17 protein-coding genes are annotated in these 22,345 nt (G+C 47.2%); 4 read left to right on the forward strand and 13 right to left on the reverse strand.

Annotated features, from left to right (window positions below; translation table 11 throughout):
* Positions 1–2: 2 nt before the first annotated feature.
* Both FYJ59_RS14220 and srtB read right to left on the reverse strand, forming a co-directional pair.
* On the reverse strand, positions 3–1,820 hold the full coding sequence (locus tag FYJ59_RS14220) for a collagen-binding domain-containing protein (protein WP_205839460.1): 1,818 nt from the start codon (positions 1,818–1,820) through the stop codon (positions 3–5).
* A 175-nt stretch (positions 1,821–1,995) separates the two neighbouring features.
* A complete protein-coding gene (gene srtB / locus FYJ59_RS05410) occupies positions 1,996–2,763 on the reverse strand; it encodes a class B sortase (protein ID WP_154495779.1) in 768 nt (255 codons plus the stop codon).
* Between the two features lie 134 nt (positions 2,764–2,897).
* On the opposite strand from srtB, the gene FYJ59_RS05415 reads away from it, so the two are divergent.
* Positions 2,898–6,122, forward strand: a complete 3,225-nt coding sequence (locus FYJ59_RS05415; protein ID WP_154495781.1) for a phospholipid carrier-dependent glycosyltransferase — start codon at positions 2,898–2,900, stop codon at positions 6,120–6,122.
* A gap of 285 nt (positions 6,123–6,407) precedes the next feature.
* Positions 6,408–7,472 (forward strand): hypothetical protein, encoded by a 1,065-nt coding sequence (locus FYJ59_RS05420; RefSeq protein ID WP_154495783.1) that lies wholly within the window; start codon positions 6,408–6,410, stop codon positions 7,470–7,472.
* A 220-nt stretch (positions 7,473–7,692) separates the two neighbouring features.
* Here FYJ59_RS05420 and FYJ59_RS05425 read toward each other — a convergent pair whose 3' ends face one another.
* From FYJ59_RS05425 to FYJ59_RS05455, 7 genes are all read right to left on the reverse strand, one after another.
* A complete protein-coding gene (locus tag FYJ59_RS05425; RefSeq protein ID WP_154495785.1) occupies positions 7,693–8,469 on the reverse strand; it encodes an ATPase in 777 nt (258 codons plus the stop codon).
* Between the two features lie 269 nt (positions 8,470–8,738).
* Positions 8,739–8,972 (reverse strand): hypothetical protein, encoded by a 234-nt coding sequence (locus FYJ59_RS05430; protein WP_154495787.1) that lies wholly within the window; start codon positions 8,970–8,972, stop codon positions 8,739–8,741.
* Between the two features lie 13 nt (positions 8,973–8,985).
* Positions 8,986–10,911, reverse strand: a complete 1,926-nt coding sequence (locus FYJ59_RS05435) for an ABC transporter ATP-binding protein (RefSeq protein WP_154495788.1) — start codon at positions 10,909–10,911, stop codon at positions 8,986–8,988.
* Entirely contained in the window at positions 10,911–12,665 is a 1,755-nt protein-coding gene (locus FYJ59_RS05440) for an ABC transporter ATP-binding protein (protein ID WP_154495789.1), read from the reverse strand. The genes FYJ59_RS05435 and FYJ59_RS05440 overlap by 1 nt, the downstream gene beginning before the upstream one ends.
* A gap of 73 nt (positions 12,666–12,738) precedes the next feature.
* Positions 12,739–13,239 carry a MarR family winged helix-turn-helix transcriptional regulator gene (locus FYJ59_RS05445; protein WP_154495791.1) on the reverse strand — a complete coding sequence of 167 codons (501 nt, stop codon included), beginning with the start codon at positions 13,237–13,239 and terminating at the stop codon, positions 12,739–12,741.
* A 145-nt stretch (positions 13,240–13,384) separates the two neighbouring features.
* Positions 13,385–14,446 carry an iron-containing alcohol dehydrogenase family protein gene (locus FYJ59_RS05450; RefSeq protein ID WP_154495793.1) on the reverse strand — a complete coding sequence of 354 codons (1,062 nt, stop codon included), beginning with the start codon at positions 14,444–14,446 and terminating at the stop codon, positions 13,385–13,387.
* Between the two features lie 147 nt (positions 14,447–14,593).
* Positions 14,594–15,103, reverse strand: coding sequence for a SpoVA/SpoVAEb family sporulation membrane protein (locus FYJ59_RS05455; RefSeq protein WP_235897927.1), 510 nt, complete (start codon positions 15,101–15,103; stop codon positions 14,594–14,596).
* Positions 15,104–15,305: 202 nt separating this feature from the next.
* On the opposite strand from FYJ59_RS05455, the gene FYJ59_RS05460 reads away from it, so the two are divergent.
* Positions 15,306–17,432, forward strand: coding sequence for a clostripain-related cysteine peptidase (locus FYJ59_RS05460; protein WP_154495795.1), 2,127 nt, complete (start codon positions 15,306–15,308; stop codon positions 17,430–17,432).
* 117 nt (positions 17,433–17,549) lie between these two features.
* Here the strand turns inward: FYJ59_RS05460 and FYJ59_RS05465 are convergent, their stop codons facing one another.
* Complete coding sequence (locus FYJ59_RS05465; RefSeq protein WP_154495797.1) at positions 17,550–19,082, reverse strand: helicase HerA-like domain-containing protein; 1,533 nt, start codon at positions 19,080–19,082, stop codon at positions 17,550–17,552.
* Positions 19,083–19,209: 127 nt separating this feature from the next.
* Between FYJ59_RS05465 and FYJ59_RS05470 the strand changes: the two genes are divergently transcribed.
* Positions 19,210–19,986, forward strand: coding sequence for a TraX family protein (locus FYJ59_RS05470; RefSeq protein ID WP_235897928.1), 777 nt, complete (start codon positions 19,210–19,212; stop codon positions 19,984–19,986).
* Between the two features lie 55 nt (positions 19,987–20,041).
* Here the strand turns inward: FYJ59_RS05470 and buk are convergent, their stop codons facing one another.
* The 3 genes from buk to FYJ59_RS13900 all read right to left on the reverse strand — a co-directional run bounded on the left by buk (position 20,042) and on the right by FYJ59_RS13900 (position 22,343).
* Entirely contained in the window at positions 20,042–21,109 is a 1,068-nt protein-coding gene (buk, locus tag FYJ59_RS05475; protein WP_118547874.1) for a butyrate kinase, read from the reverse strand.
* A gap of 132 nt (positions 21,110–21,241) precedes the next feature.
* Complete coding sequence (ptb, locus tag FYJ59_RS05480) at positions 21,242–22,168, reverse strand: phosphate butyryltransferase (protein ID WP_331464286.1); 927 nt, start codon at positions 22,166–22,168, stop codon at positions 21,242–21,244.
* Positions 22,149–22,343, reverse strand: a complete 195-nt coding sequence (locus tag FYJ59_RS13900; protein WP_205839461.1) for a hypothetical protein — start codon at positions 22,341–22,343, stop codon at positions 22,149–22,151. Before FYJ59_RS13900 ends, ptb begins: the two co-directional genes overlap by 20 nt.
* Positions 22,344–22,345: the final 2 nt, after the last annotated feature.

Consider the following 22,345-nt stretch of genomic DNA (forward strand, 5'->3'; position numbering starts at 1 on the left):
TCTTATTGCTTCTTCTTAAGGATAAGCCATGCTCCCAGACCTGTCAAGGATAAGGCAAATCCAAGATTCCATGCATCGGAAGCGTCGCCGGTCTGCGGCCGTCTCGATGCTCCGAGGACTGCTTTATCTGCCAAAGGTGTCGGATCATCCTCGATCGTCACCATTCTGCGGCGTCTCGCACCAAGTACCTGCGGTGCCTCGGGTGTTACAGGATCCGCAGGGGTACCGGGATCTGTAGGATCGTCCGGAGTACCGGGATCGTCAGGAGTTCCTGGATCATCCGGGGTTGGCGTCGTATCCGGGGTATCCGGAGTCGGAGTAGGTGTCGGGTTGTTGTCAGGTGTTGCCGTAGGTGTTGCCGTAGGCGTTGCCGTAGGTGTTGCCGTAGGCGTTGCCGTAGGTGTTGCCGTAGGCGTTGCCGTAGGTGTTGCCGTAGGCGTTGCCGTTGGTGTTGCCGTAGGTGTTGCCGTAGGCGTTGCCGTTGGTGTTGCCGTAGGTGTTGCCGTAGGCGTTGCCGTTGGTGTTGCCGTTGGTGTTGCCGTAGGTGTTGCCGTAGGTGCCTGTGTAGGTGCTACCGTGGGCTCTGCTGTAGGTTCCTGTGTAGGTGCTATCGTGGGCTCTGCTGTAGGTTCCTGTGTAGGTGCTACCGTAGGCTCTTCTGTAGGTGCCTGTGTAGGTGCTACCGTGGGCTCTGCTGTAGGTTCCTGTGTAGGTGCTACCGTGGGCTCTGCTGTAGGTTCCTGTGTAGGTGCTGCCGTGGGCTCTGCTGTAGGTTCCTGTGTAGGTGCTACCGTGGGCTCTGCTGTAGGTTCCTGTGTAGGTACTACCGTGGGCTCTGCTGTAGGTTCCTGTGTAGGTGCTGCCGTGGGCTCTGCTGTAGGTGCCGGTGTCGGCTCATCTGTAGCATCTTTTACTCTATGAATTTCTCCATTCGTGTTTGTCACATAGTCTGCAACAATCCACAAAGCACTGGTTATAATTACAGTTACCTTTGCCTTAGGTGCTACGATTGCACCCATTACTGACTCACTTACAGTTACTTCTGTCGCATTTGGGAAATTATATATCACCTTATCTGCTCTATTTGCTATCTCATCAAATGATCCCCACTGCTTTCCGTTAATTGTGGAGCGATGTAATTCAATCTTTTCAGACAGATCATTTAAAATCACTGTCTGTCCCGCATTCGCATTGACTGTCAATTTTCCAAAATCTCCGTTAAGGCCATTCAGTATATCTGTTACATCCACATAAAAAGTTGTTCCGGATTTTTTCGTCACGTCAATTATATAGTTTCCGTTCTGCCATTCGCCTTCTATATTATTAAGATTCTTTGCTTCCTGGCTCTTCCCTGCTGCATACTGAATCATTCCATTTATATAGTCATCAATGCTGCTGCCGTTAGGAGTTTTTCCTCCCGAATATATAACAGTACTCTTCTGACAACCTCCATTTAATCGGAATTCACCGGCTCCATCATCAAGTATATATCTATATTCATTTGGATTAGGACCTTCCGTCATAACATTTCCAAATACAATATTTATTACTTCTTTAGAAGAAATATCATCACCACATCCCTGTATATCCTTGGTGCTATACTTTTTTACAGCAAAATTGGTCTGCATATGATTTGCCTGCATGTACTCATTTGCAACTATACCATAATTAATTGCTTCTCCTAAAAAGTTCTTAATATTAGCATTTTTCTCAGCTGCCTGCGCAATAATCCCCTCGTTCCCTGCGACAGTTCCCACTACCAGCGTTGCCACCAGAACCTTTACGATTTTTTCTTTTACATACTTACTAAGTCTGCTCATCTGATTTCTCCCTTTATGAAACCCCATGTGTTACTCCCAACGCACTTAAACGTTTTCGTTCTTCTTTACATCTATTAAGACTATGGGTCTCATAAAAAAGGTTCAGATTTTTTATTAAATTTGTGATTTATTGCTTATTTTTGTTCTCTGGTTGTCCATTTGTGGTACCAATGTCCTAATAAGCGGCCGTTTCCGTCAGTACTCCATGGAGCAGTGCTCTCCGCTTCGTGCCTGCGGAGCCATAGCAGGTGGACAGCGACACAATATTCCCCCTATCGCTTAAGTCCGCATCCGAGGCATACAGGGAATGTTCCGTCGCCCACTGCACGTAATCGTCATAGGAAGCATCCGAGGTAAAGGTTGCGAAGCGGTCGCTGGTGCTTCTGGTCTCGTAATAAGCAAAGATTTCATAAATATAGACCTTATCTTCCGTATAGATATAGAAATACGGATTCTCCTCGCAGCTTGCGGTCCCCTTCAACAGATTTTTAAAACTACCGAACATGCTCTCATCCCGCATATTATGTCCGAAGACGAAGGTGTTCCGGTCCGACCAGTCCGCCGAAGCCTCACAATCCATGAAAATACATCCGGCATTTACACTTTCTCCCTCAAAAGAGTGCTTCAGATAATAATTGTTGTCCTCGCCCTGTACCACCGGATAGCTGATATCCAGCGCCGGAAAATAAAGCCAGCCTCTGAAATCCGGATTGGTCTTCTTGAGATTTGCAAAATCAATCTGCAGATCGGGGTAGTTTTTCACCTGTACTTCTTCCGTCTCTTCCACCCGGTAATCTTCCACCACTGCCTCCTGTCTTATGGTATCATATTCGTTTTTCGCCTTTTGCTCCGACAGATAGGAATACAGGCTCATCCCTCCGGTGATCAGAACTGCTGCCGCCAGTATTGCTGTGATGATATTTTCCACTTTCTTATTCTTCATGTTTGTCCCCTTTTTGCATCTGTCTGAATTTACTAATGATTATAACTTATTTTTAAGTATTCGTCTTTACGAAAGACTCATTTTTTGATATTTTTAAGTTGTGATCATAAAACTATTGGGGGGAATTATATCTTATGATACATTTTTTTGCTATCCTTTCACTGCTTCTGTGCGGTGTCTGCTATACCGGTTTCCAAAAAGGGGAAGACAAATGTAAATTCCAAAACATTACCCGGTTCGTCTGGATCATTTTCGGGGCTGCCCTGCTGCTTCGTCTGATCCTTGCTTATACCACCCACGGTTTCGGCAATGATATTGCCTGTTTTGCTGCGTGGGCTGACCGGATCTTCACCGTAGGTCCCGGGGCATTCTATTCCACAGAGACTTTTACCGATTATCCGCCCGGATTCATGTACGTCCTGTATCTCATCGGAGCGCTGCGTTCCCTGCTTGGGATTCCTTATTATTCCGGCCTGCATATCATGCTGTTAAAGCTGCCTGCTATTCTGTGCGACATGGCCTGCGGCTATCTGCTCTACAAAGAGGCGACAAAAAGACTGCATTTTTCCGAAATACAATCTGTATGTGTAGCTTGTGCTTACCTATTCCAGCCGGCAATCATCCTGAATTCTTCCTGCTGGGGGCAGGTGGATTCCGTTCACACCCTGGTGGTGATCCTGATGTGCCTGTTTCTTATGGACGGCAAAATGCTCCCGGCTTATGCGATCTACGGTATTGGAATTCTGTTAAAGCCGCAGACACTGATCTTCACTCCCGTCCTTCTGGTCGGCATTTTGGATCATGTATTTTTGCAGGATTTTTCCTGGAGGAAATTTTCTTATAATCTGTGCGGCGGTCTGGCTGTGATCTGCGGCATGCTTCTGTTGTGCGTTCCCTTCGGTCTGGATGCCGCTACCTCGCAGTATACTTCCACGCTGGGTTCCTATGAATATGCGGCGGTTAATGCCTATAATTTCTGGGGGCTGTTAGGCATGAACTGGGTGGACCAGAACACGATCTTTCTGTTCCTTCCCTGCCGAACCTGGGGATCCATTGCCATTGTGCTGATTGTTCTTTTTACTTTTCTGATTGCCTTGCGTTGCCGAAAAGAACCTTCACGCTATTTTTGCCTCGGTGCTTTTATCATTCTGACTATGTTCCTGTTTTCTGTCAGAATGCACGAACGCTATATGTATCCGGGGCTTGCACTGCTGCTGTTCTGCTGTCTGTATAAACCCGCCGGTTCCCTGTGGAAATGTTATGCCGGTTTCGCCGCGCTGCATTTCTACAACACTGCCAACGTGCTGTACCATTACGATCCGCAGAACTATGACCGCAAGGCTCCCATAATTCTGCTGGTATCCGCAGGCATGTTATATTGTCTGTATGATTTCTACAAAATCATCTGGAAATATTATATTCATGGGGAAATGGTGACTGTTGCCGCCACAACCGCGGGTGACCTCGGCTCCCACTTCCGGGAACATTTTCTCTCCCCCTTAGCGCCCACACCTTCTAAGGAGCAGGTGCGCTTCACGAGAGCAGACCTGTGTCTGTTGCTGACAATCTGTGCTCTCTACAGCTTTTTTGCACTCTATGACCTGGGCGACCGCAAGGCTCCCGAGACAACCTACGACATGACACAGAATCAGGTCATCGAACTGGATTTTCCGGAAAATACAGCTCCCGTTACCCTGGCAAGTTACATCGCGCCCTGGCATCAGCGGCATTTTACGGCTGAAGTCCGTAGCTCAAAGGCCGAGGACTGGACGTATCTGGGCGAGATCATTCTGAATAATGTCTTCACCTGGCAGGATGTGTCTCTGGAAGATCTGACTAGTCAGGCAGGCGTAACAGATGCCCGCTGCCTGCGTCTCACACTGACCGATACGGATGCGTCTCTGATCGAACTGGTCTTCACGAATGCGGACGGTGAAATCCTGCGCCCTGTGAATGCCTCTGCTTACGAGACTTTGTTCGATGAGAGCGATTGCTACCCGGAACGCTATTCTTTCCGTAACAGTATGTATTTCGATGAGATCTATCATGCCCGTACGGCTTATGAATTCCTCCACGGACTGCCCACTTATGAAAATACGCATCCGCCTCTAGGCAAAATTCTGATCTCTGTGGGTATCGCTATTTTCGGGATGAATCCTTTCGGCTGGCGGATCATGGGTACTTTATTTGGCATCGCCATGCTGCCCTTCCTCTATCTGCTGGGGAAGAAAATGACCGGCAATACCCCTGCAGCGGCTCTCGCCTGCTTCCTGTTTGCCTTTGATTTTATGCATTTTACACAGACGAGAATTGCAACGATCGATGTCTATATCACGTTCTTCGTGATTGCCATGTATTATTTTATGTATAGTTATTGCTCCATGAGTTTTTATGACACACCATTGTATCAGACCTTCCTTCCATTAGGATTGTGCGGTGTCTGCATGGGACTTGGCATTGCCTGCAAATGGACCGGTGTCTATGCCGGATGTGGTCTGGCACTGCTGTTTTTCGCGCATTTGCTGCGTCGCTACCGGGAATACCTTTACGCCAAAGCGCATCCCGGCAAAAGCACAAACGGTATCGATCATAAATATATAGTGAAGAATTTCCCTGACTATACGATCAAGACCATCGATTTCTGTCTGACCTTTTTCGTATTGATCCCGGTAGTGATCTATCTGCTGTCCTACCTGCCGTTTGTGAATACTGCTCATCCCGGCCTGCTTGACCGTATGCTGGCGAACCAGACTTCCATGTTCAATTACCACAGTGGCCTGGAGGCGACACATCCCTACTCTTCCTCCTGGTATGAGTGGCCGACCATGGTACGTCCGATCTGGTATTATTCGGGATATGTGACCGATGCAATCAAAGAGGGGATCAGCGCTTTCGGCAATCCTGTTGTATGGTGGATCGGTATTCCGGCATTTATTTACATCCTGTACCTGTTAATTCGCAATAATGCGTTTCTCTGTTCTCTGACAGGACACACAAAAACAGAGAGCTCCACAGATACTGCAATTACCCTGTCCCACAGAGAATATGCAACAGCTGCTTTTCTGGCAGTCGGCTACCTGGCGCAGTACCTGCCCTGGTTCTTTGTCACCAGGATCACTTTCATCTACCACTATTTCCCCAGTGTTCCTTTTGTGGTACTAATGATCGTGTACAGCCTGATGCAGTGGAAAAAACATGTATCCGACCGCGCCTTTGTTATCGGCTGCTGCGCTTATGCCACGGTGGCGTTTGCCCTGTTCCTGCTGTTCTATCCGGTATTGTCCGGACAGCCGGTGGATGTGGATTTTGTAATAAAATACTTACGTTGGAGACCGACCTGGGTATTGATCTCTGGTTAATCAATTTTTATAAATACAAACATTTTACTTTAGGAGGTTTTTATGTATCTACACGTTTTTGCTCTGTTGAGTATACTATTAGTTTTCACCTGCTACTTTATTTTTCAGCATTCCAAGACTACACTCCACCCCTTTATTCCCGTTTGTGTGCTTCTGTGTCTTGGACTTTTGATTCGAATGATCCTGGCTATCAAGGTCTTCGGTTACGGATTTGATATTATCTTTTTCTCCGACTGGTCTGCCCGTATGATACAGTATGGTCCTTCCGGTTTCTATACTGAAGATATGTTAACCGATTATCCACCGCTCTATATGTATGTGCTGTATGTCATAGGACGCATCAGAGCTCACTTCCATATTGCGCAATTTTCAGCTATGGATCTGTTGATGCTGAAATCTCCCGCCATTTGTTGCGATATTCTATGTAGCTTTTTAATTTATTGGGAATCACGCAAGACAGCCAAATTATCAGAGCTTCAGTCTATTTGTATGATGTCTGTTTATTTGTTCCATCCTGTAGTCATTCTGGACTCCGCCTGCTGGGGACAGGTAGATTCCATTTTGGCACTCTTTATCGTTGTTCTTTGCATCTGCCTGAAGAATCATTGGCTGGTACCTGCATACGCTATTTATGGAATCGGTGTTTTATCCAAACCGCAGATGTTAGTATTTACCCCTGTACTTTTAGTAGGTATTTGGGATCATGTTTTCCTAAAAGACTTTTCATGGAAAAAATTTTTCTGTCATCTCGGCAGTGGACTCTGTGTGATTGCAGGAATGGTGATGTTTTCTATTCCCTTTGGTCTGACCAAGGTAATTGCACAATACACCTCTACCCTTGGCTCCTATTCCTTTGCAACCGTCAATGGCTTCAATTTTTGGGCGCTTATAGGCATGAACGGGGTCGAACAGGACAGTAATTTTCTGTTCCTTCCCGCCAGGATCTGGGGAAGCATTGCCATCCTGCTGATTGTTCTTTTTACCTTTATTATTGCAAAGCATTGTCAGGATGCACCCTATAAATACTATTTATTAAGTGCTTTTATCATACTTACAATGTTCACATTCTCTGTACGGATGCATGAACGATATATTTTCCCGGGTATTGTTTTACTGGTGTTTTTGCTGATTTACAAACCGATAATCCCCATCTGGATCTGTTATGGAGGATTTTCTTTCCTCACCTTTTACAATATCGGATGGGTTCTGAGAAATTATGGTGACTTCGTATACCACAATGACAAACCGATGATTCGACTGGTAGCTGCCGGTATTGTTGGCTGTCTGGTTTATTTTTATTATGTAATAGGTAAATATTGTCTCGTTCACTCTTTACCTAAAAAATCATAGTAAAAGGATTGCTTCTGCCTTTTTCCTGCTGGCCTACTCCCCAATCTGGCTGATCAGTGCCGGACACTATACCCTGTCTGCCCTGACATTGTTTCAGCTTGAAGGTGATTGGCTACAACGTCATGAAAACCGTCAATTTCCCATATTACTTTTTTCATCCATGCTTATGATGCTGTATTTTGTGAGATATTTCAGGTGGAAACAGATCATGTAAGAAATTTCATAGAAAATATTGCTGTATCATATTTTCTACGATGTTGGATTTTAGAGGAGATTCTTCTGATTCGTAGGTAGCCAGAAGTGTATCCGACAGCATAATTCCATTTATATTATAGAGCTGCATTTTCTGAAAAGCCGCCTGCGCATAATTTTCATTATCCATCATACCAAAGTGCTCCCAGTAATAGGCTTGGCCTGTTACCGGGTGCCTTATGGTGAAATCCGGATAGATCACTCTCTTTCCCAAATGTAATGCTTCCTCGTAATGAAATGGTATCCTGTTCACATGCAGCATCGTCGCAATGATTGCCTCTGATTTGGAACGCACCTTCTGTCCGTTGAAAATAGGATGAATCAGTTGTTCCGGATATTTGGGGCATCTCTCATAATCCTGCTTTTCCCATTCAGCAATTTCTGTATTTACTGAAGTAAATACTTTTTTCAACAGTTCTGCATATACAGCAGTCTCAAGCAACTGTTCTTCTCCCGTTTGCTCTTTGTTACACAAATCCAAATAACTTTGTATTGCTCGTTTTTCTTGCACTATATCCTGAAGCATTGCTTCATAATATTTCTTTTCCGCCATAGAGACAGCGGTATTTTTTTCATTGCTAGGAATATAAATTTTCTGTCCATCACAAGATATGTACCATTTCTTATGCTTACCGTTTTGAGAATAGATCAGTTTACCTGCCGGATATGTCTGCAGTCGTTCCAAAATGTTTTTTTCCCGTTGGTCCAGCACTTCTTTTTCTCTTAGCATCTGGTGATATAGCATGACTTCGCCTTTCTCTTATTTTATTGTGATTTGATCAGTTACTTTTTGTTGAAATTCTGCTGAAACCAGCTGGATTTTCACAAGAGTTGTAAATAGAGTTTCATGATCAGATGAAATGTAACAATATTACATCATATTTCTATCAAGTTGTAAACCTTTATTTTTTCATGGGCACAGCACAGGCTTGCGGCGATGGCTGTGCCCTCCTGGTTCCATTTCATGGGCACAGCACAGGCCTACCGCGATGGCTATGCCCTCCTGGTTCCATTTCATGGGCACAGCACAGGCTTGCGGCGGTGGCTGTGCCCTCCTGGTTCCATTTCATGGGCACAGCACAGGCCTACCGCGATGGCTGTGCCCTCCTGGTTCCATTTCATGGGCACAGCACAGGCTTGCGGCGATGGCTGTGCCCTCGTCCGGCTCCGCCAGACACAAACATCACATATCCATAAAAAAAGTGCCCGGATCATATCTTCCCTGATCCGGGCACTTTTCACTATCAAATCATAAATTCTCTTAGCCTTCAGCGATGGCATTACCGGTATACAACTGGTAATATCTGCCCTTCTGGGAGATGAGTTCATCATGGTTGCCGCGCTCGATGATGCAACCCTGTTCCAGGACCATGATGCAGTCACTGTTTTTGACAGTGGACAGTCTGTGGGCGATGACAAATGTGGTTCTGCCCTTCATCAGCTTATCCATGCCGTCCTGTACAATTTTCTCAGTACGGGTATCGATGGAGCTGGTAGCCTCATCCAGGATCAGTACCGGAGGATCCGCTACTGCGGCTCTGGCGATGGACAGAAGCTGTCTCTGTCCCTGGCTTAAGTTCGCACCGTCACCGGTGAGGACTGTGTTGTAGCCATCCGGAAGCTGACGGATAAAGGTATCCGCATTTGCTAACTTCGCTGCGGCAATGACTTCGTCATCCGTAGCATCCAGCTTACCAAAACGGATATTTTCCATAACGGTAGCGGTGAACAGATGGGTATCCTGCAGTACGATACCTAAGGATTTTCTTAGATCCGCTTTCTTGATCTTGTTAATATTGATGCCGTCGTAACGGATCTTACCATCCTGAATATCATAAAAACGGTTGATCAGGTTCGTGATCGTGGTCTTACCGGCGCCGGTGGAGCCTACGAATGCGATCTTCTGACCGGGCTTTGCATACATCTCGATGTTATGCAGCACGATCTTGTCATCATTGTAGCCGAAGTCCACATCGTCAAATACCACTTCACCCTGTAACTCAATATAATCTACAGAACCATCCGCCTGATGCACATGCTTCCATGCCCACATACCGGTTCTCTCGGGACACTCTACGATCTTGCCGTCTACCTTTTTCGCACGTACCAGAGTTACATAGCCTTCGTCGGTCTCTACTTTTTCATCCAGCAGATCAAAAACTCTCTTAGCGCCTGCCTGTGCCATGACGATACTGTTCAACTGCTGACTGACCTGGCTGATGGGCATGTTGAAGCTCTTGTTAAAGGTTAAGAAGCTGGCCAGCTTACCTAAGGTCAATCCTGCAAAGCCGCCCAGTGCCATAGCACCGCCGACGATAGCACATACCACGTAGCTTAAGTTACCCAACTGTGCATTGATAGGTCCCATCAGGTTGGCAAACTTATTTGCATTATAAGCACTTTCGCACAACTCGTCGTTCAACTTTTTGAACTCTTCCAGGCTCTTGTCTTCATGGCAAAATACCTTGACTACCTTCTGACCTTCCATCATTTCTTCGATATAGCCATTCACGGTACCGATATTCTTCTGCTGCTTTACGAAATATTTTCCGCTCAGTCCCGCTACTTTACCGGTGACAAACATCATCAGTGCCACCATGATCAGACTGACTGCTGTCAGCGGGATACTCAGTACCAGCATACTTCCCAGCGTACCCACTACGGTAATAAAACTGGAAAATACCTGCGGTATACTCTGGCTGATCATCTGACGCAGAGTATCAATATCATTCGTGTAGATGGACATGATATCCCCGTGGGAATGGGTATCAAAATACTTGATTGGCAGCTTCTCCATGTGTTCAAACAGATCATCACGGAGACTCTTCAAGGTTCCCTGCGTTATCGTGACCATGATACGGTTGTAAGCATACGTAGCCGCTACACCCACCAGGTAAAAGCCTGCCACACGGACAATTTCCCGGAACAGATTGCCAAAGTCCGGAGTCTCCTGTCCGATCATGGGCATGATGTAGTCATCGATCAGCCTCTGCATGAACAGAGTACCCTGAATACTTGCCACAACGCTCAGTACGATACAGATCAACACAAAAATGAAGTGAATGGCATAGTTTTTGAAAATATATGCCATCAGTCTTTTAAATACTTTTCCCGGATTTTCAATACGTGTGCCACCCTGCATTCTTCTGCCGGGTCCACGCATTCTGCCGCCCATAGGTCCTGGCATTATGACTCACCTCCATTCTCATCAAAGTCGCCGCCACCCGTCTGGGTCTGGGCTTCATATACTTCTTTATAAATGTTATTGGTACGAAGCAGTTCTTCGTGAGGTGCGAATGCATCGATCCTGCCGTTATCCATTACGATGATACGGTCCGCGTCCTGAATACTGGAGATACGCTGCGCGATGATGATCTTCGTCGTTCCGGGGATCTCCGTGGCAAATGCCTTGCGGATCTTCGCATCCGTAGCGGTATCCACGGCGCTGGTGGAATCATCCAGGATCAGTACCTTCGGCTTTTTCAGCAGTGCTCTGGCAATACACAGTCTCTGCTTCTGTCCGCCGGATACATTGCTTCCGCCCTGCTCAATATAAGTATTATATTTTCCAGGCATCTTTTCAATAAATTCATCGGCACATGCGAGACGGCAGGCACGGATGCACTCCTCTTCGGTAGCGTTCTCGTCGCCCCAACGGAGGTTCTCCAAGATCGTACCGGAGAACAGCACGTTTTTCTGCAACACCACAGATACCTCGTTACGTAAGGTTTCCAGATCATAGTTTCTGACGTCCTTGCCACCGACATAAACGGTACCCTCATTGACATCATACAGACGGCTGATGAGGTTCACCAGACTGGTCTTGGAGCTTCCGGTACCACCCAGGATGCCGATGGTCTCACCGGCTTTAATCTCGAAATTCAGGTCATCTAACACCGGCTTTTCACTCTGCTTATTATAACGGAAGGTTACATGATCAAAACGGATGCTTCCGTCCGTCACATCATAATCAGGCTGTTCGGGATTCGTGATGTCTGCCTTCTCTTCCAGTACTTCCGCAATACGTTTGGCACTGGCAGCACTCATGGTCATCATAACGAAGATCATGGCTAACATCATCAGATTCATCAGGATCGTCATACAATAGGTCAACAGACTCATCAGTTCACCGGTGGTCAACTGACTGGCAACGATCATGTGCGCACCCAGCCAGCTGATGCCCAGAATACAGCCATATACGGTAAAGTGCATGACGGGCCAGATGGTGACCATCGTACACTCTGCCTTTTTGAACATCTTGTAGATGTTGTAGCTGGCCTTGTGGAACTTGTCGATCTCGTAGTCCTCACGCACATAAGCCTTTACCACGCGCTGCGCCGCTACGTTTTCCTGTACGCTGGCATTTAAGTCATCGTATTTTTTGAATACTTCACTGAAGTATTTCGATACTTTTTTCATGATAAAAATCATGATGATTCCCAAAAATACCACGGCTACCAGATAGATGCTTGCCACTTTCGCGTTGATCAGAAACGCCATCAGCATGGCGCAGATCAGGCTGACCGGTGCACGGAAGCACATACGTAAGAGCATCTGGTAAGCGTTCTGGATATTGGTAACATCCGTAGTCATACGAGTGACCAGTCCTGCGGTGGAGAACTTATCAATGTTGGAGAAAGAGAAGGTCTGAATGTTCTCATACATGGCTTCTCTTAAGTTTCTGGCAAATCCGGTGGATGCTTTCGCACCGTATTTACCACCCATGACACCGGCGAACAATCCGACAATAGCTGCCAGGACCATATAACAACCGATGACAAAAATATGTTTCATATCTCCCGCCTGCACACCGTCATCAATGATCGATGCCATCAGGAGCGGAATCACCATTTCCATGGCTACTTCCAGGATCATGAATATGGGTGTGACAAAGGATGCACGCTTATATTCCTTGATCTGTCTGGCTAATGTTTTAATCATAGCTGATTTCCTTTCTGCTTTTTCTGCTCTGCTAAATACTCGGTGATCTGCCTGTCTGGAATAACTGCTGTCATCACTCATTTCGGCATGGTACGTTGGAACTTTCCACGCGCTCACCTTCCATTCCCAGATTCTGCACCATCTTATCTAAAATAGTTAAGAATGTCCGTTTCTCTTCTTCGGTAATACCATCCTCCAGCTCCCGGTTGAAAATCCGGATCTGCTCTTCGATCATATTATGATGCTCGATTGCTTTCTCTGTCAGAAGAATCCTTTTTAATCTGGCATCCTCCGTCGACGCTACCCGGATAAGATATCCCTTCTGTTCCAGGCTCTGCAGCATTACCGTCGCCGTAGATCTGCGGATCCGGAACTCCTGCTCCACATCCTTCTGATATACATCACCGTTCCTGCTCTTATGATACAGATATCCCAGAAGCGGTCCCTGCATTCCGTTAAGTTCATGACTATCCTGCTGGGCGAAGATCACTTCCATCTTCCGGCGGATCATGTTGTTGGCGGCCTTGAGCTCGAATCCAAGTTGGCGGTTCGTCAATACATCTTCCTCGTCCATTCTGCCTCCCTATCTTCAACTTTCGCTTCTCTACTTACGTAAATAAAAAATGTTAGATAGCTAACTATTTTTGTTAGCTATCTAACATTATAACGCAATCTTTTACGTTTGCAAGAAAAAAAATATAAACTCTTTATAAACTCCGTCAATCCTCCAGTACCCGATTCAGTACTTCATCCTCCAACACCAGCTTTTTCGCGGCTTCGCGGTACTTTTCCTCATGGAGATAGGTATGGCGGTGCGGTTTGATGGAGGGTGCCATGTCGATGGCTTTGAGGAAATCGGATCTCTTCATATGTAAAGTTGCCACATAGTCCCAGAAGCCGGTATCCTGAAGCACTGTGCTGACACGGATATAGCGGTGATCCTGTAGCTTTGCCATAATGTAGGTGGCAATGCCTACCTGGATACCATGTAACTGCGGTACTTCCAGAATCTTATCCAGTGCATGGGAGATCAGATGCTCACTGCCGCTGGTGGGAGCACTGCTGCCGGCGATCTCATTGGCAATACCGCTCATGGCCAGAGAATCCAGTAGTTCCTTCAGGAACAGTTCATCCTTGATGCTCTCGTAAGGGGTACGGACAAAGCTGTTCACCGCTTTCTTCGCAATCATGACTGCAAAATCATTCACTTCGCCGCAGCCTGCCTTCTCTTCAAAGATCCAGTCGTAGAGCGCTGTGATCTTGGAGATCATATCGCCGATGCCGGAGTAAATGAACTTCTCCGGAGCGGTACGGATCACCTGCGTATCCACGATGATACCATATGCCAGTCTCGCAGGAACAGATGTCCTCTTCCCCTGTACCAAAAGAGAGGCACTGGCACTGGAAAATCCGTCACTGGAGCTGGAAGTCGGCACACTGATAAAAGGAAGATTCCGCAGAAAAGCCGCATATTTTCCGGCATCGATGACCTTACCTCCGCCGATGGAGATCACAGCCTTTGCCTTATTGGGAATGGCAAAAGCCAGCGTAATAATATCATCAATATCTACTGTGTCCAGTTCATTATATTCCAGGACATTCACTTCTGCTTCCTTCAGGGAATTCATCACCAGTTCCCCAAACATGTCAATCAGTCCGTTGCCGAAAAATAACACGACCTGGTCCAGATTCTCCGCCTTCAAATAACCGCCGATTTTGCCTAATGCGCCGTTTCCGATCTTCAAAATGGACGGAATCGCCATCTCTTTTCCTATCTGCATGGTAACCTCTCCTTTATCTTTTTCCGTACTGACCCGTTTCTGCCCGAAACCGTGCCCGGATAAAATTATTTTACACTGTTTTCTCTTCTATTTCAACCGGTCAACCACTGTGCACGTTCCCGCCGGAATCTATCCGCGCCTTTCAGACTACCCCACACGGATTCCAAGCATCTGCAACACCCAAAGGATCAACCCCAACCCCCAGCTGGAAAAAATCCCATACAATATCACCGGCCCCGCAATGGTAAATATCTTGCAGCCGATGCCGAATACCTGACCTTCCTTTTGGTATTCCACCGCCGGAGCCGTCACGGAATTGGCGAATCCGGTGATCGGCACCAATGCACCGGCGCCTCCCCATTTTGCAATCTTGGGGTAAATATGAAACGCCGTGAGTACTACAGACAAAAATACCAGAAGCAGGGAACACCAGCTTCCGGAAGTCTGCGGATCCATCCCCAGCACATTTCCGGTATAATTCAGAATTCCCTGTCCGATACAACAGATGATTCCTCCGGTCAGAAATGCTTTCCCCATCTGCGCCCACAGATTGTGTGTCGGTGTGACCGACTTTACATACTGTTCGTATTCCTGCTTCTGCTGCGCATCCGGCTGTATCGAATCTGCCGGCATATGAGGAATTTCCTTTTGTTCCATATCCATCCTCCTATCCTTGCTCTGTCGGAACAATTACTTGGTTTCTATGATCACAGAATGCCCGGATCATTTCATTTTTATGCTGTTTTTTTGAAAAAGTCTTCCTTAGTATTTTTTTCGGCTGTAAGAGATTATAGTGTTTGACGGACCTCTTTTTTCATGTAATAATAAATTTTGTAAGTTCAATTATGAGGAGGTTCTTATGAAGGAAAAAACAAAGAGAAAGCTACGGACTTTTGTGTGTCTGCTGATGATTCCCGTCTTTTTGACAGGATGCCGGATCAAGACGACGCCACTCGGTGTCTTCGCCCAGATTCTGGAATACGCCAGTGCTTCCGGAAGCAGCTCGTCACAATCGTCTCACCACGGCACTTATCATTCGGAACCGGCTTCCACACCACAGCCGCAGATAGATTATGATTCTCTCGGAGACATTGGCACCGTGCAGACGATCATGATCTACATGGTAGGATCCGATCTGGAATCCTCTTACGGAAATGCCAGTCTGGATATGGACGAAATGGAAGCGGCCGGCGTCGATACCGCTCATAATAATGTCATTGTATATGCCGGAGGTGCTTCGCAATGGCAGGATCGCAGTCTGGATGGCGATGCCTGTACCACACTGCTCCTGACCGAAGACGGTTTTGCTCCGCTGGATACTTATCCTGCGGAAAATATGGGAGATCCCCTGACTTTAAGCAGCTTTATGAATTACTGCTTTGACTTTTTCCCCGCAGATTCCTACAGTCTGCTTCTGTGGGATCACGGCGGCGGACCCGTACTGGGATATGGTGTGGATGAAAATTACAGAGATCTGCTGACTTTGGATGAACTGTCCGAAGCACTTGCAGATTCTGTGGGAGCCCACATGACGAAATTAGAATGGATCGGCTTCGACGCCTGCCTTATGAGTTCTCTGGAAGTGGCTTCCGTGCTGGCTCCCTATGCAGATTATATGATTGCATCCCAGGAGACCGAACCCGGCTGGGGATGGAATTACTCTTTTCTCTCCGTCCTGTCGGACAGAGCGATTCCCGGAGACGAGATGGGTGAATACATTGTAGATTCTTATATGGATTACGGTGAATATGTCTTTGACTATTATCCGAATCTGTATTCCGATCTTACGCTGTCATGTATTGACCTGAACGCTTACGCAGAAGCGGAAGACGCTCTGAATACCTATTTTGCGGAACTGGATACCTCTCTGGATGTGCAAAACTATCCGAAACTGGTTCGTAATCGTGCCAAAGTCAGAGACTTCGGAAGCTATTCCTCCGATATGAATTACGGCATGGTCGATGTACTACATATGCTGGAACTGTTGGGAGATAATTCGGACACTGCCAAAGCTGCCACCCGGGCAGTGGAAAGCTGTATTGCATATTCCGATACCAATATGGAAAATGCCGGTGGTATCTCCATCTGTTATCCTTATCAGACAGACGAAGACTACCGGGATGCCTGCATTAAAATGCAGGAGTATCTTGGATTTGCTCCGAATTACACCCGTTTTTTACAGGATTTCTATGCAATTCAAGACGGTGATACCCTGTTGGCAGATCGTGAGATTTCCAATGCGCACACTACTGTCACCACAGAAAACGACGGCACCTATGATGAAAGCGACATCACGCTGCAGCTCACTCCCGAACAGCAGGCTAATTTTGCTTCCGGTGGCTATTACATTCTCTGCAAGGCCAAAGAAGAAGGTTACATTACTTCCGAAGAAGATCCCAGAGCTGATGAGATGTATCTGTTCATTCAGGGAAGCAAACGCGTAACACTGGATGAAAATGGGGTACTGCATGCGGCATATAAAAACAATGCGCTGTATATGGAGGATGATGATGGGGTATCCGATATTCCTATGATTCTGACGGAATCGGATATCAGTGACGTGGAGAATCGTTATCTGTCATTTGTAGTACTGATGAATTTCGATAATTGGGAATCCCAGGCTGTGAAGCTGCAGATTGCGGTAAATGAAGATTATCCGGATGGTATCATCCGAAATGCGATTCCTTTAAGCGATGACGACGACGATGTGCAAAGCGCCAGCAAGCAGTTGATCCGTCTGGATGATTATGCGAATATGTCCGTGGCAGCACGTTGTAGTTACGTGACCCGGGATGAGAATGGGGATCTGTTGGATTTCTTTGACTGGGAGACATCGAAATGGATGATGGGGTTTGAGGTGGATCTGACCTCCGACTATCGGACCGTGGTACAGCCACTGGATCATCCGGAGAATTACGTGTGCATCTTCTTCATGAATGATTCCCAGGGGAATGTGTCCTATTCGGATATGATACCCTTGAAATAAGTTTTTTGCTTCAGAAACCGTGATCTTAGAAAATATTTCATGAATTCCTTGATAAAAATACTGCCTGGATTTTTAAAACCATTTTCCAGGCAGTATTATATTGCTTTCTTCCGGCATTTATTTTCCAAACAGCGTGCTCAGAATGCCTCTCTTGATGACCTGGGCACCGGTGTTGATGAGCTGACGCTCGATCTGGGCCTGTCTGCGCTCTGCTGCTTTTTCCTTCTTTTTCTGAGCGGCTTCCCATTCCTTCTGTTTCTGCTTCACAGCAGATTCCTGAAACTTTGCCTGCTGCTTCGCCAAAGCTTCTTTGTCCTTCTCCAGCTGGGCGCGCTCTGCGGCAAGCTGTTGTGCTTTTGCTTCGTGTTCTATAGTGTCTGTCAGCACTTCGTAGGCAGAAATATTGTCCACTGCTTCATCATAGCGTCCCATGCCGTCCCGCGCCATCAGGTTCCGGCGCTCCGTCTCGTCCACCGGTCCCATAAAACTCTGAGGGCAGATGATGGAGGTACGCTGGGCAATGCCGGGCACGCCGTTCTCGTCCAGGAAAGAGGTCAGTGCTTCTCCCACACCTAACTCCATGATCACTTCCTCTGCCTTAAACGCCGGATTGGCCCGCAGAGACTGTGCTGCCGCCCGGACAGCCTTCTGCTCCGCCGGGGTATACGCCCGGAGGGCATGCTGTACCCGGTTGCTTAACTGTGCCAGTACGGAATCGGGGATATCACTGGGACTCTGGGTCACGAAATAGATGCCCACACCCTTGGAGCGGATCAGCTTTACCACCTGCTCGATCTTCTGTACCAGTACTTTCGGTGCATCGGCGAACAGCAGATGTGCCTCATCGAAGAAAAATACAAGCTTCGGCTTTTCCAGATCTCCCGCCTCGGGAAGCTTTTCGAACAGTTCCGACATCATCCATAACAGGAAGCCGGCATATAACGTAGGATTCTGCACCAGCTTTACACAATTCAGCACATTGACGATACCCTTGCCGTACACATCCGTACGCATCCAGTCATAAATATCCAGATCCGGTTCTCCGAAAAAGAGGTCTCCGCCCTGATTCTCCAGAGGCAGTAACGCCCGCAGAATACCGCCCACGGACTGCTTGGAGATACTTCCGTAGGTGGTCAGATAGTCATCCTTGTGTTCTGCCACATAATTCAGCAGAATACGTAGATCCTTTAAGTCGATCAATAAAAGTCCCTTGTCATCCGCGATCCGGAAGACAATATTCAATACACCTTCCTGAGCGGCGGTGAGCCCCAGTATACGGGATAACAGCTCCGGTCCCATATCGGAGATGGTGGCTCTCACAGGATGTCCGCCCTCCTGATAGATATCCCAGAAGCAAACCGGATAAGCCTTATAGGAAAAGCTGTCGCGGATACCGAATTTATCGATCCTCTTGTCCATGGACTCCGAAGCAACACCCGCTGTGGCAATGCCGGAGACATCTCCCTTGACATCACATAAAAATACCGGAACTCCCGCGTCGGAAAATGATTCCGCCATAGCTTTCATCGTAATGGTCTTGCCGGTGCCGCTGGCTCCCGCGATCAGTCCATGACGGTTACTCATATTCAGCTGCATATTCACACGCTGGCCATCTGCCAGACCCATATAGATCTGTCCGTCTGTATACATTGTTTCATTCCTGTCCTTTCCTGTTTATGGATTTATATGACGAATTATAATCATCCTTACTATAGCGCATAAACAAGATATAATGCAACTATATCCTTCCGTAAGGAATTTTGAAAGGAGTTTTATTTTGCAAAACAAAGGATCCCATTGTTCTATTTTCCCACCGGATCTCAGTGCTCTGACGCTGCATATCCTCGCTATGGCGTTCATGTTCTGTGATCACCTGTGGGCTACCCTCGCCGGAGATGCCTGGTGGCTGACTGGCATCGGCAGACTGGCATTTCCCATGTTTGCCTTTTTCCTGGTGGAAGGCTTCTTCCATACCCATGATAAGAAAAAATATTGCATGCGCCTGCTTCTTCTGGCCATTCTGTCTGAGCTTCCCATCAATCTGATGTACAGCGGACTGTTATTCTACCCATTTCATCAGAACGTGATCTGGACACTGCTCACAGGCTTCCTGTGTATCTGGGCAATGGATACGATACGGAAAAAATGTCCGGTCTGGCTGTGGATTCCGGCGATCCTGCTGCTATCTGTAGTCGGCTACGTGCTGGCAACCCTCCTTATGTTCGACTATTACGGGGAAGGCGTTCTGACTGTTATCGTATTCTATCTCTTCCATGGGAAAAAATGGTGGCAGCTTGCCGGACAGTTTGCCGGACTCTACTGGATCAATGTCATGCTGTTGGCAGGAATGCAGATTCCATTACAGCTTTTCGGTCATGCCTTCGAGATTTCAGAACAAGGGCTGGCGCTGTTGTGTCTGCCGCTTCTGTGGTGCTACCATGGACGCCAGGGCGCGCATAACCGCAAGATCCAGCTTGCCTGCTATGCCTTTTATCCGGTACACATGCTGGTACTGGGGACTCTGTCAAAGCTGATTTTTAGTTCTATTCCCTAAAGAAAAAACTCCCGATGGAATCATTCCACCGGGAGTTCTATATTTTTACTCTAAATTAGTACTGCTTCACCTGTTCTTCGCCGTTCATGACACGCAGAGCCCCCTGAGCCAGAGCTAACAGCTCGTCCTCTCCGGGATATACGGTCACAGGAGCGATCCAGCCGCATCTCTCTTTCAGCTTAGCCACTACATCCTCACCATATGCAATGCCTCCGGTGATAACGATCTGGTCTACCTTGCCGTTCAGCACACAGGCCATAGCACCGATGTCTTTGGCTACCTGTAACAGAAATGCCTGCTTCACCTCCGCTGCCTTGGCATCGCCTTCATTGGCACGCTTGGTAACTTCACGCATATCATTGGTACCCAGGTAAGAATTCAGGCCGCCCTTGCCGATCAGCTTTGCACTGATCTCCTTCTCGGTATATTTTCCGGAGAAGCACATTTTTACCAGCGCTGCACAAGGCACACCGCCTGCACGTTCCGGAGAGAATGCACCGTCACCGTCAAATGCACTGAATACATCTACAACCTTGCCGTCCTCATGTGCGCCTACGGATACGCCGCCGCCCATGTGCACTACTATCAGACGCAGGGACTCATAAGGCTTGCCGGCCTCTTTTGCATATCTCTTGGCAACTGCCTTCTGGTTCAGGGCATGGAAGATACTTCCTCTGGGGATCTCTTCCAGACCAGAATATCTTGCGATGGGCATCAGCTCATCTACTACAACAGGGTCTACGATGTAAGAAGGAACTCCGATCTCATCACCGATCTCTCTTGCCAGAATACCGCCTAAATTAGAAGCATGCTGACCCTGTACACCTACTTTTAAATCCTCCAGCAGATCATCGGTTACCGCATAGGTACCACTGGGGATGGGCTTTAACAGACCGCCACGTCCTACGATCACGTTGAAGCTCTTCAGATCGCAGTTTTTCTCTGCCAGCAGATCGGTGATGATCTTCTTACGGAAATCCTTCTGTTCGAAAATAGTATCGTATTTGGAGATCTCCTCGGTAGAATGTCTCAGAGTTTCTTCAAATAATAAGTTCTCATCCTCAAATACACCGATCTTGGTGGATGTGGAACCGGGGTTGATGATCAGACTCTTGATTGCCATTGTGTGTTTCCTCCTATATTCACTCTTATATTCGCTCTTATGCTTTGCCGCTTTGTCCACTACAGCATCTATACCTGCCGACAGCAGTTCTCCCGCAGCTTCCGCAGCGGCTTCGATCACGATATCCATAGCTTATTTCTGATTCTTTTTCATCTCTTCTGCTACAACTGCAGCCAGTGCCAGGGAGTATACCTTGGTCTCAAAGGTATCGGAACGGCTGGTCAGGACAACAGGCACCTTGGTACCGGTCAGGATGCATCCGTTCTTTACTTTTACCATATGTACGATTGCTTTGTATACCAGGTTGCCGGCATGGATATCCGGGAACAGCAATACATCTGCATCACCCTGAATCTTACGGTCGGTTGCGCCCTTATGCTTGGCTGCCTCGGGATCGATCGCCAGGTCAAGAGACAGCGGTCCGTCTACGATACAGCCGGGGATCTGTCCTTCTTCGCACATCTTAGTCAGTTCTGCCGCATCTACGGTAACAGGCATCTTGGGATTTACAACCTCAACTGCTGCTAAAGGTGCTACCTTAGGCTCTGCAACGCCGCAGGCATTACATACCGGAATGGTGTTCTTGATGATCTGAACCTTCTCCTCCAGTGTAGGATAGGTCATGAATGCAACATCGGTCAGGAACAGAAGTCTGTCAATGCCGGGAATCTCAAACACACATACATGAGACAGGGTTCCACCGGTACGAAGACCTACTTCTTTGTTCAGTACACTCTTTAAGAAATTCTTAGAGTCGATCAGACCCTTCATATACATATCTGCACGGCCGTCATGTGCCAGCTTTACAGCTTTCAGGGAGGCTTCGATCATATCCGGCTCATTGATGATCTCATAATCGGAGAGATCCATATTCAGTCCTGCTGCGATCTCACGGATCTTCGCCTCATCACCTACCAGGATTGCATCTGCAATGCCCAGTCTCTTGGCTTCATGTACAGCTTCCAGTACCGCACTGTCCTGTGCTACGGAGACTGCAACCGTCTTCTTCCCACATTCTTTTACTTTTGCTACGATGTCATCAAAATTCATTTCTTCCATATCCTTTCTGCCCCTTCTCAAGGCTTCCAGCAGCCACAGCCATTCGCAAAATCGTGCGATCGATCGCACTCTCCGCTGCTTTGCAGCTATTTTTGTTCATATCTGTGCCGGTGACTCTAATCGTTAAAATAATAACACAGTAATATATAAAAATCAAGTGCATACGCGGATACATAC

It is taken from the genome of Waltera intestinalis, from assembly GCF_009695995.1.
In the GTDB taxonomy this organism is placed as follows: Bacteria; Bacillota; Clostridia; order Lachnospirales; family Lachnospiraceae; genus Acetatifactor; species Acetatifactor intestinalis.